This window comes from Wenyingzhuangia sp. (genome assembly GCF_039768515.1).
Taxonomy (GTDB): Bacteria; Bacteroidota; Bacteroidia; order Flavobacteriales; family Flavobacteriaceae; genus Wenyingzhuangia.
Map to the genome: position 1 here is coordinate 1 of NZ_JBDNAI010000097.1, position 11,307 is coordinate 11,307.

Genomic DNA, 11,307 nt, shown 5'->3' on the forward strand with positions numbered 1-11,307 from the left:
AAGTATGGCTATGATGGATGCGGTTTCAATCCTTGAGAACAAAGGACTGAGGGTTTCAGTACGAGGGGATTTAGAGTATGTCAGGAAGCAGTCAATTCCTAAAGGGAATAAGATTAAAAAGGGTCAGCAAGTAGTGTTGTATTGAGATGAATATAAAAGAGACAACCAGTAAATTAGTGTTCTTGAAACACGTCAATTTCAACGAAGATGTTGAGGTGACTTCTCTTGCTTTCGATTCAAGAAAAGTTGAGGAGGGAACTTTGTTTATTGCTCAAAAAGGGGTTCATGTTGATGGACATCAATACATCAAAAAAGCAATTAGTTTAGGTGCTAAAGTAATTGTTTGCCAAGAAATACCAAAGATAGTTGACGATGAAGTATCGTATATACAGGTCGAAAACAGCAACAAAGCTTTGGCTGTCATAGCAGCTAATTTTTATGGAAACCCTTCGGAAAAATTAAAATTGATTGGAATTACAGGGACCAATGGTAAAACGACTGTGGCTAGCTTGTTGTTTCAGTTGTTTCAGTCTTTAGGTTTTAAAACGGGTTTGTTGTCTACAGTAAAAGTTATGATTGATAAGCAGGAGTTTACTGCTACCCATACCACTCCAGACTCACTATCGATTAATAAATATTTATCTGAAATGGTTTTAGCCGGTGTTGAATACTGTTTTATGGAAGTGAGTTCTCATGGAATTCATCAAGAAAGAGCATTTGGGTTGGATTTTGATGGGGGTGTTTTTACCAATATTACCCACGATCACTTAGATTACCATAAAACGTTTGGGGAGTATCGAGATGTTAAAAAATTATTTTTTGATCATTTATCAAAATCAGCTTTTGCTCTAACGAATGTTGATGATAAAAACGGGCAGATCATGCTGCAAAATACAAAGGCGGCTAAAAAGTCATATTCCCAAAAAACATTGGCAGATTATAAGGTAAGAATATTAGAAAAGAGTTTTTCTGGTATGTTATTAAAAATCAATCAGCATGAGGTTTGGGTACAGCTTGTCGGAGGGTTTAATGCTTCAAATTTAGGAGCTATCTACGGGGTTGCAAGTTTGTTAGGTGTGGTAGAAATAGACTTGTTAACAGCCTTAAGTCAACTAAAAAGTGTAGAGGGTCGTTTTGAGTACCGAAGATCTGATACTGGAATTATAAGCGTAGTAGACTATGCCCATACACCAGATGCGTTAAGAAATATCTTAAGCACTATTAAGGATATAGCAAATAATGGTAGCAATATCATTACAGTTGTGGGTTGTGGAGGAGATAGAGATATTGCTAAAAGACCAAAAATGGCAGCTATTGCTGCGGAATTAAGTGATCAATTAATTTTGACATCAGACAATCCAAGAACTGAAGATCCTGATTCAATTTTAGAAGAGATGGAGGCAGGGGTCACTGGTGAAAAGGTACATAAAGTATTGACGATTTCGGATAGAAAGCAAGCCATCAAAGCAGCAGTAAAATTCGCAAAAAAAGGAGATGTGATTTTAGTGGCAGGAAAAGGGCATGAAACCTATCAAGAAATCAATGGTGTAAAAACTCATTTTGATGACCGAGAGATATTAATAGAAACTTTTGAAACCCTACATAAATAATGTTATACTACTTATTTGATTACTTAGAAAACGAATATCAACTGATTGGGGCAAGCTTATTTCAGTTTATTACTTTTCGCTCTGGATTGGCGTTTATGACTTCTTTGTTGTTGTCTACCATCTATGGAAAAAGATTGATAGATTATTTACGAAAGAAGCAAATAGGAGAAACCATAAGAGACTTAGGACTTGAGGGTCAGGTGCAAAAGGCTGGAACTCCAACCATGGGAGGAATCATGATTATTCTCGCGACCTTAATACCAGTTTTCTTATTTTCAAAATTAGAGAACATTTATATCATTGTTTTGATTATTACCACTTTATGGATGGGAAGCATAGGGTTTTTAGATGATTACATAAAGGTGTTTAAAAAAGATAAAGAAGGCTTAAAAGGTAAATTTAAAGTTTTGGGTCAAGTAGGTCTTGGTCTATTTGTAGGGTCTGTATTGTATTTTCATCCTGGAGTGACCATGAAAGAGGAGTTGCCTTTTTCTGAAAAGATAGCCAATATACATTTATTTGGAGAGGAGATGAAATCTTCAAAAACGACCATCCCATTTTTAAAGAATAATGAATTCGATTATAGTTCTGTGATCAGTTGGATGGGAGATCGTGCGGCAGATTATACTTGGTTGGTTTTTATTCCAATCGTAATATTTATTGTTACTGGATTGTCTAATGGGGCAAATTTAACAGACGGTATTGATGGTTTGGCGGCAGGGACTTCTACTATAATAGTGGTTGTTTTAGGCGTGTTTACATGGGTTTCGGGTAATATCATTTTTTCAGATTATCTAGATGTCATGTACATACCAAATTCTGGAGAAATGACGGTGTATATTAGTGCTTTCGCTGGAGGCTTGATCGGTTTTTTATGGTATAATACTTATCCAGCACAAGTTTTTATGGGGGATACGGGTAGTTTGACCATTGGAGGAATTATTGCTGTTATTGCAGTTGCAGTACGAAAAGAACTATTGATCCCTATATTGGCCGGAGTTTTTTTAGTAGAAAATATGTCAGTCATCATTCAAGTTTTTTGGTTTAAATACACAAGGATAAAATTTGGAGAGGGAAGGAGAGTTTTTAGGATGGCACCATTACATCATCATTATCAAAAGAAAGGATATCACGAGAGTAAAATTGTAGCCAGGTTTTTAATAGCAGGTATTTTATTAGCAGTATTTACCGTAGTAACCTTAAAGATGAGATAAGGAAATAAAGATATTAGATAAGATTGTCAAACATGAAAAGAGTTGTTGTTTTAGGAGCAGGCGAAAGCGGTATAGGAGCAGCCATTTTAGCTAAAAAGTTAGAAATGGATGTTTTTGTGTCAGATAAATCTGTGATCCTAAAAAAATATGAACAACAATTAAAGGAGGAATGTATTGAATATGAGACAGGAAAACATACGGAAGAATTAATTTGCAATGCAGACATCGTAGTTAAGAGTCCAGGAATTCCTGATCACATTGCTTTTGTAAAAAACATTAAGAAGAGCGGAATTCCAGTCATTTCAGAAATTGAGTTTGCAGCCAATTATAGTGATGCTTTGCTAGTCGGTATCACGGGGTCTAATGGTAAAACAACTACGACAATGTTGACCCATCATTTGTTGAAACAAAACGGTTTCAATATTGGTGTTGCGGGTAATATTGGCAAAAGTTTTGCAAAGCAAACTGTTCAGTACAATTTTGATCAATATGTGTTAGAGCTGAGTAGTTTTCAGTTAGATGGGATTATTTCTTTTCGACCTCACATTGCAATCATTACCAATATAACACCTGATCATTTAGACAGGTACAATCATAAATTTGACAATTACATAGCGTCAAAGTTTAAGATCACTAAAAATCAAAAAGCATCGGACTTTTTAATCTATGACGCAGATGATCCTGCAATTATAGGAGGGATAGAAAAATATCGCCCAAAAGCACAACTGGTTCCATTTTCTATTTTACAAACCTTAGCGTATGGAGCCTATTTAGATCAAAATGATATCGTAATTAATATAAATAAAGAAGAATTAAGAATGAGCACATCAAAGCTACCCTTACAAGGAAAACATAACACAAAAAACACCATGGCAGCCTCTTTAGCAGCACAACTGCTGAAAGCCAGAAAACAAAATATTTTGGAATCTCTACAAAATTTTGAAGGGGCAGAGCATAGATTAGAACAGGTATTGAAGGTCAATGGTGTAAGCTATATCAACGATTCCAAAGCAACCAATGTAAATGCTGTTTTTTATGCCTTAGAGTGTATGAACCATCCAACGGTTTGGATTGTTGGAGGTGTTGATAAAGGGAATGATTATTCAGATTTATACCCTTTGGTTAGAGAGAAAGTAAAAGCCATTATTTGTTTAGGGCTGGACAATTCGAAAATAAAGAATGCGTTTGGGGGTATTGTTGATTTTATAGAAGAAACCACAAGTGCTGATGAAGCGGTTAGGGTCGCTTACAAATTGTCCGAGAAAGGAGATAACGTTTTATTATCACCAGCTTGTGCAAGTTTTGACTTGTTTGAAAATTACGAGGATAGAGGAAGAAAATTTAAAGACGCAGTAAGAAATTTATAAGATGAGTTCACTGTTACAAAAAATCAAATCATATATCAAGGGTGACCTCTTTATTTGGTCGCTAGTTGCGGTACTGGCCTTGTTTTCATTTATGCCAGTATATAGTGCGAGTACCAATTTGGTTTATGTAGCAGGAAATGGAACGACTGTTGGCTTTTTAATCAAGCATGCAGTGTTGTTGGTCTTGGGGTTTGCAATTATGCTTTTTGTTCACAGGGTGCCCTATCGTTACTTCAGTGGTGTTTCGCTTGTTATGATTCCTTTGGTCATTATTTTGTTAATAGTCACATTAGCACAAGGGACTACAATAGGCGGAGCCAACGCAGCACGTTGGATAAGAATTCCTATCATTGGTGTGGGGTTTCAAACTTCCACTTTAGCAGGTTTGGTGTTGATGGTTTTTACAGCAAGATACTTAGCCAAAAGGAAAGAGGAACTTATTGATCTCAAGGAGAGTTTATGGCGTTTGTGGTTGCCCATTGCTTTGGTTTTGATGTTTATTTTGCCAGCAAATTTTTCAACGACTGCCATCGTTTTTACGATGATTGTATTTTTGTGCTTTGTAGGTGGGTATCCTGTAAAATATTTAGCAGGAATTATAGGTGCCGGGGTCCTTCTTCTGATGCTATTTGGATTGACAGCAAAAGCATTTCCAGGATTGATGCCTAACCGAGTAGATACATGGGTGAGTAGGATAGAATCTTTCTCAGACCAAGAGGCTAAGGAAGGTTATCAAGTAGAGAATGCAAAAATAGCGATTGCTACTGGTGGTTTGACAGGTAAGGGCCCTGGCAAAAGTGTCCAAAAGAATTTTTTACCTCAATCATCCTCAGATTTTATATTTGCCATTATCGTAGAAGAGTACGGATTGTTTGGCGCTGGAGTGGTTGTGTTGGCCTATTTTCTGCTGATGTTTAGAATTTATGTTGTGGCTAAAAAGGCTGGGACGGTGTTTGGGAAGCTGCTTGTTGTTGGTGTGGGAATGCCCGTCGTCTTTCAAGCGATAATTAACATGATGGTTGCTACTAATTTAGGGCCAGTTACGGGTCAAACATTGCCTTTAATAAGTAGTGGAGGGACCTCTATTTGGATGACTTGTCTAGCTATAGGTATGGTGTTGAGTGTTTCTGCAAGTGCAAATATCACCGAAGAAGATTTGGCAACACAGAGTGAGGATCCTCTTGAAAAATTATATGGATTAAAGGAAGTTGAAGAGTCATGATGAAGAGCAATACTAAAAAAATATTGATTAGCGGAGGGGGTACAGGTGGACATATATATCCAGCTATTGCCATTGCTAACGAATTGAAACTTCGTTATTCAGATGCTGAATTTCTATTTGTAGGGGCCCTAGATAAAATGGAGATGGAGAAGGTGCCTCAGGCGGGTTACTCTATAAAAGGACTCTGGATTTCTGGCCTGCATAGAAGTTTTACCTCGAGAAATTTGCTTTTTCCTGTCAAGTTGATCAATAGTATTTGGAAATCTAGAAAAATTATTCGTCATTTTAAACCCGATGTTGTTGTTGGTACAGGAGGGTTTGCGAGCGGTCCTATATTGTATACTGCAAGTAGAAAAGGGATTCCATGTCTGATACAAGAACAAAATTCTTACGCAGGGATTACCAATAAAATATTATCAAGTAAGGTAGACAAGATTTGTGTAGCTTATCAAGGCATGCAAAAATATTTCCCAAAGGATAAAATTATACAAACAGGAAATCCTGTAAGGCAAGATGTACTAGAGGCTTCATCCAAGAGAGAGGAAGCACAGCAGTTTTTTAAATTGAATGATAGAAAAAAAACGTTGTTAGTATTAGGTGGAAGTTTAGGCGCTAGAGCGATCAATAAAATGATCAAAAATCAGTTGAAGAATTTATTGGCAATGGATATGCAGATCATATGGCAAACAGGGAAGTTTTACATTGATGATTATAAAAACTATGATGAACAGGAAGGAGTTCAGACTCACGCTTATTTATCAGAAATGAACTTGGCCTATGCGGCAGCTGATATAATTATTTCTAGAGCAGGAGCGAGTTCAGTTTCTGAACTGTGTATTGTTGCAAAGCCAGTTATTTTTATACCCTCACCTAACGTAGCAGAAGATCATCAAACCAAAAATGCCAAAGCAATAGTAGATGTAAATGCAGCGATTATGTTGAAGGAAGCTGAAAAGGAAAATTTAATATCCAAAGTAAAATATTTGTTGCAAAATCAAGACAGCGTAAACAAAATGTGCGATAATATGAAAGGTTTAGCAAAGCCCGAAGCGACGATAAATATTGTAGAGGAAATAGAAAAAATAGCCAAGTGGAATTAAGTAAAATACATAATATTTATTTTGTTGGAATAGGAGGTATCGGAATGAGTGCCCTTGCTAGCTATTTTGTTGCCAATGGCAAACAGGTTTCAGGGTATGACAAGACACCAACCGAAGTTACCAATCGTTTGCGTGAACAAGGGGTAGCAATTTCATTTGTAGATGACATTGTATCTGTTGAAGCACCTTTTTTACAACTTGACAAAACATTAGTAGTTTATACCCCTGCGATTCCGGAGGACAGTAAAATATTAACCAATTTCAGGCAGCGAGGATTTCAAGTATTAAAAAGAGCGGCCCTTTTAGGGTTGATCACAAAAAACACCATATGTTACGCTGTTGCGGGAACCCATGGAAAAACAACGACATCCTCTATATTAGGACATATCATGCATGTTTGTGGAACGCAAGCAACTTCTTTTTTGGGCGGTATAACCGAAAATTATCATTCCAATTTAATCTTGGGAAGAGATAAGATCTCAGTTGTGGAAGCTGATGAGTTTGATCGCTCTTTTTTGCAATTATCCCCAAATGTAGCCTGTATCACTAATATGGATGCTGACCATTTGGATATTTATGGAGAGCAATCGGCTTTAGAAGCATCATTCAAAGATTTTGCAGGTAAAGTATCCGACACCTTGATTGTTAAAAAAGGACTCCCTGTCAACGGGCTTACGTATGCAGTGGAAGAAAATGCAGATTATATTGCTCAGCGAGTGAGAATTGAGAAAGGTTCTTTTGTGTTTGATGTAAAAACTCCAAATGGATTTATCGGGGATATAATCTTTCATTTGCCAGGAAGACACAATGTTTCCAATGCTTTGGTCTCAATTGCTATGGCAGAAAAACAGGGTTTAAGTTTAGAAGAAATTAAAGAGGCTTTGAGTTCATACAAAGGAGTCAAAAGAAGATTTTCTTATAAAATAAAACAGGATGATTTGGTTTTGATTGATGATTATGCACATCATCCAGCAGAGATTGAGGCCGTAGAAAACACGGTAAGAGAAATGTATCCAGATCAAAAAGTATTGGTGATATTTCAGCCTCATTTATATACCAGGACGAGAGATTTTGCTGACGATTTTGCTAGGAGTTTGTCAAGTTTTGATGAGGTAATTTTACTAGATATTTATCCAGCAAGAGAGGTTCAGATTGAGGGGGTAGATTCGAAATGGCTACTAAATAAAATAAGGCATAAAAAGAAATCGTTAAAGACCAAATCGGCTACGGTAAATGATATCAAGAGTACAGACGCAACAGTAATTGTGATGTTAGGAGCCGGTGATATTGGTGTTTTGGCTGAAGAAGTGAAAGCGGCTTTGGATGATCGAAAAGAAAAAAAAGTCTCTTGATAATGAAAAAATATTGGGTATACATAAAGACTATTTTATTCTTCGTATTAATCGTGTTTGTTTTGGGTTTTACCTCTAAAAGGAATAGGATGCGAAAAGTAAAAGAGGTTGAAGTTGTTTTTGCAGATACAGATCCGTTGTTTTTGACACATCAAATGGTTAATAACTTGTTAATACAAAAAGGTAGGACAGTTGTAAACCAATCAAAATCATTAATAAATTTACAAGAGTTGGAGCAAAGAGTAGAAACACACCCTATGATCCAACGTGTAGAGGTGTCGTTAGGTGTTGTAGGAGATTTTAGAGTTAGTGTTGTACAACGCAAACCATTTGCTCGAGAGTATAACAAACAGGGAGTTTTTTATATTGATTCGGAGGGTAAGAAAATGCCAATGTCTGAAGTTTATTCAGCTAGAGTCCCTATTTTAAACAACCAAAACGGTTATATAAATACAGATGAGGTGTTTCCACTTGTTCAAAGAATACATGACGATATGTTTTTAAGGAAGTTAGTGGTGACCATTAAGAAAGACGAACAAGGTTACTGGTTGCAAACCAGATTCAACCATCAACAAGTATTGTTTGGCGAATTAATTAACACCGCTCAAAAAATTAAGAAGTTAAAAGTGTTTTATAACTACATGGAAAATGATAGTTTGTCTGCTACTTTTAAAAAAATAGATTTACAGTACAACAATCAAGTTGTGTGCTCAAAATAAGGTAAAAATGGAAAATAACCGCATTGCTATTGGACTAGATATCGGAACAACAAAGATTGTTGCCATGATAGGTAGTGAGAACGAGTATGGTAAAATTGAAGTGCTAGGGATAGGGAAAGCAAAAAGTCTTGGCGTAAAAAGAGGTGTTGTCAATAACATCACACAAACCATACAATCTATACAGCAAGCAGTTGAGGAAGCTGAGAATATATCAGGACTAAAAATTGATACTGTTACTGTTGGTATTGCTGGGCATCACATAAGAAGCATCCATCATAGCGATTACATCACTAGACAAGATGCAGAAGATGTGATAGAGGAAAAAGACATTGATCATTTGATCAGCCAGGTACACACATTGGTGATGTTGCCAGGAGAAGAAATTATCCATGTATTGCCGCAAGATTTCAAAGTAGATAGCCAAGCTGATATTTCGGAGCCTGTAGGAATGTATGGAGGAAGGTTAGAAGCAAATTTCCATGTAGTGGTCGGTCAAGTTTCTCAGATCAAAAACATAGGGAGGTGCGTAACAAATTCAGGTCTTGGACTGTCTAGTATTACTTTGGAACCGCTAGCTTCTGCTGAAGCTGTTTTAAGTGATGAAGAGAAAGAAGCAGGAGTGGCATTGATTGATATTGGAGGAGGAACCACAGACTTGGCGATTTTCAAAGACGGAGTTATCCGTCATACTGCCGTAATTCCTTTTGGAGGAAACGTAGTTACCAATGACATAAAGGAAGGGCTTCAGATCATAGAAAAACAAGCAGAGTTGTTGAAACTTAAATTTGGTTCAGCTTGGCCTGGAGAAAATAAGGAAAATGAAATTGTTTCTATTCCAGGGCTGAGAGGACGTGAGCCCAAAGAGATTACTCTAAGAAGATTATCTGAAATCATCCATTCTAGAGTGAGTGAGATTATTGAACAAGTGTATTTAGAAATAAAAAATCACGGACACGAATCACAAAATAGAAAATTAATTGCTGGAATTGTTTTGACAGGAGGTGGAGCTCAAGTCAAACATCTTAAGCAGTTGGTAGAATATATTACAGGTATGGATACTAGAATTGGTTATCCAAACGAGCATTTGGCAGGAGGTTCAGATGAGTCTTTGTCTAGTCCAGTATTTGCAACAGCTGTTGGTTTGCTAATGAAAGGGTTAGAAAACATAAAAAAAGAAGAGCTTGAAGATCCTGATTTTGAGAAGGTTGAAGAGAAAATTGAAGAAGCGTATGAAATGGAAGTAGAGCAAGAACCTGAGAGGGTTGTTGAACAAAAGAAAACAATTTCTAAAAAATCGTGGCTAGATAAATTTACTTCTGGGTTAAAAGATTTTTTAAACGAAGCAGAATAATAAAACCCATATAAATCCCATATATATAATGAGCGACACACCATTTAATAATGTAGCATTTGATATGCCAAAAACACAATCTAGTTCTATCAAAGTCATAGGAGTTGGTGGAGGAGGTAGTAATGCCGTAAATCACATGTTTTCCCAAGACATCAAAGGGGTTGATTTTGTGATTTGTAACACAGATGCACAGGCTTTGCAAAATAGTCCAGTTCCTAATAAAATTCAATTAGGAGTAAGTTTAACTTCTGGGTTGGGGGCAGGAGCAAATCCTGAAGTTGGTGAAAAAGCTGCACAAGAAAGTATTGAGGAAATTCGAAAAATGTTGACTTCCCAAACTAAAATGGTTTTTATTACTGCTGGTATGGGAGGTGGTACAGGTACTGGTGCCGCACCTATCATTGCGAGCATTGCAAAAAAAATGGATATCTTAACAGTTGGGATTGTTACGATACCGTTTCAGTTTGAAGGTAGAATGCGAGCAAAACAAGCTCAAAAAGGGGTTGATGAGCTTAGAGAAAATGTAGATTCATTAATTGTTGTTAACAATAACAAATTAAGAGAAGTATATGGGAATTTAGGATTTAAAGCAGGGTTTTCAAAAGCGGATGAGGTGTTGTCTACGGCCTCTAGAGGAATTGCGGAAGTCATTACGCATCATTACAAACAGAATATAGATTTACATGATGCCAAAGCTGTTTTGTCTAATAGTGGAACTGCTATTATGGGGTCCTCAAAAGAAGCAGGTGAAAATAGAGCTCAAAATGCCATTATGAAAGCGTTGGATTCACCACTGTTAAACGATAATAAAATTAGGGGTGCTAAAAATGTTTTGTTATTGATTGTCTCCGGTGAAGCTGAAGTGACGTTAGATGAAATAGGAGAAATAAACGACTTTATACAACAAGAAGCTGGGTACGAAGCCAATATTATCATGGGAGTTGGTGAAGATGATGCCCTAGGAGATGCCCTCTCTGTAACCGTTGTGGCTACTGGTTTTGCCATAGACCAACAAAAAGATATCACCAATACAGAGGTGAAAAAAGTATACCACACCTTAAACACAGAGCAAACCGCTCATTATAATTTTGAAGAAGAAAAGCCCTATGTAAAAAAGGAAATCAATCCTGTTGCACGAGAAACTGCTGGAGAAGAAAAAGTTGTCCACCAATTGTTTGAAGACGAAGAGGATGTTGTGTTTGCCCCGAGAAAAACAACAGATCAGAATTTTGAAGATGCTACAATAGCGGTTCATGATATTGAGGTTGAATTTGAGGAGGTGCTAGGTGAGGTGAAAAATGAAGATAGATTCGAACTTTTAGATGAGAATGAGTTTATCATTAATGACGTTACCCCAGATTTGTTTTCTACA

10 protein-coding genes are annotated in these 11,307 nt (G+C 36.7%); all 10 read left to right on the forward strand.

Features of this window, described 5'->3' with window-relative positions; translation table 11 throughout:
• Positions 1 to 13 precede the first annotated feature (13 nt).
• On the forward strand, positions 14 to 145 hold the full coding sequence (locus ABF281_RS06640; protein WP_347180908.1) for a PASTA domain-containing protein: 132 nt from the start codon (positions 14 to 16) through the stop codon (positions 143 to 145).
• 1 nt (position 146) lies between these two features.
• Positions 147 to 1,610: a UDP-N-acetylmuramoyl-L-alanyl-D-glutamate--2,6-diaminopimelate ligase gene (locus ABF281_RS06645; protein WP_347180899.1), complete on the forward strand. Its 1,464-nt coding sequence runs from the start codon at positions 147 to 149 to the stop codon at positions 1,608 to 1,610.
• Complete coding sequence (gene mraY, locus ABF281_RS06650; RefSeq protein WP_347180900.1) at positions 1,610 to 2,824, forward strand: phospho-N-acetylmuramoyl-pentapeptide-transferase; 1,215 nt, start codon at positions 1,610 to 1,612, stop codon at positions 2,822 to 2,824. The genes ABF281_RS06645 and mraY overlap by 1 nt, the downstream gene beginning before the upstream one ends.
• A gap of 32 nt (positions 2,825 to 2,856) precedes the next feature.
• Entirely contained in the window at positions 2,857 to 4,191 is a 1,335-nt protein-coding gene (gene murD / locus ABF281_RS06655) for a UDP-N-acetylmuramoyl-L-alanine--D-glutamate ligase (protein ID WP_347180901.1), read from the forward strand.
• 1 nt (position 4,192) lies between these two features.
• Positions 4,193 to 5,413 carry an FtsW/RodA/SpoVE family cell cycle protein gene (locus ABF281_RS06660; protein ID WP_347180902.1) on the forward strand — a complete coding sequence of 407 codons (1,221 nt, stop codon included), beginning with the start codon at positions 4,193 to 4,195 and terminating at the stop codon, positions 5,411 to 5,413.
• Positions 5,410 to 6,513, forward strand: a complete 1,104-nt coding sequence (gene murG / locus ABF281_RS06665) for an undecaprenyldiphospho-muramoylpentapeptide beta-N-acetylglucosaminyltransferase (RefSeq protein ID WP_347180903.1) — start codon at positions 5,410 to 5,412, stop codon at positions 6,511 to 6,513. Before ABF281_RS06660 ends, murG begins: the two co-directional genes overlap by 4 nt.
• Positions 6,504 to 7,865 carry a UDP-N-acetylmuramate--L-alanine ligase gene (gene murC / locus ABF281_RS06670; protein WP_347180904.1) on the forward strand — a complete coding sequence of 454 codons (1,362 nt, stop codon included), beginning with the start codon at positions 6,504 to 6,506 and terminating at the stop codon, positions 7,863 to 7,865. The genes murG and murC overlap by 10 nt, the downstream gene beginning before the upstream one ends.
• Before the next feature lie 89 nt (positions 7,866 to 7,954).
• On the forward strand, positions 7,955 to 8,584 hold the full coding sequence (locus ABF281_RS06675) for a hypothetical protein (RefSeq protein WP_347180905.1): 630 nt from the start codon (positions 7,955 to 7,957) through the stop codon (positions 8,582 to 8,584).
• A 7-nt stretch (positions 8,585 to 8,591) separates the two neighbouring features.
• Entirely contained in the window at positions 8,592 to 9,935 is a 1,344-nt protein-coding gene (gene ftsA / locus ABF281_RS06680) for a cell division protein FtsA (protein ID WP_347180906.1), read from the forward strand.
• A gap of 28 nt (positions 9,936 to 9,963) precedes the next feature.
• Positions 9,964 to 11,307 (forward strand): cell division protein FtsZ (gene ftsZ / locus ABF281_RS06685; RefSeq protein WP_347180907.1); only part of this gene is annotated, 1,344 nt, incomplete at its 3' end.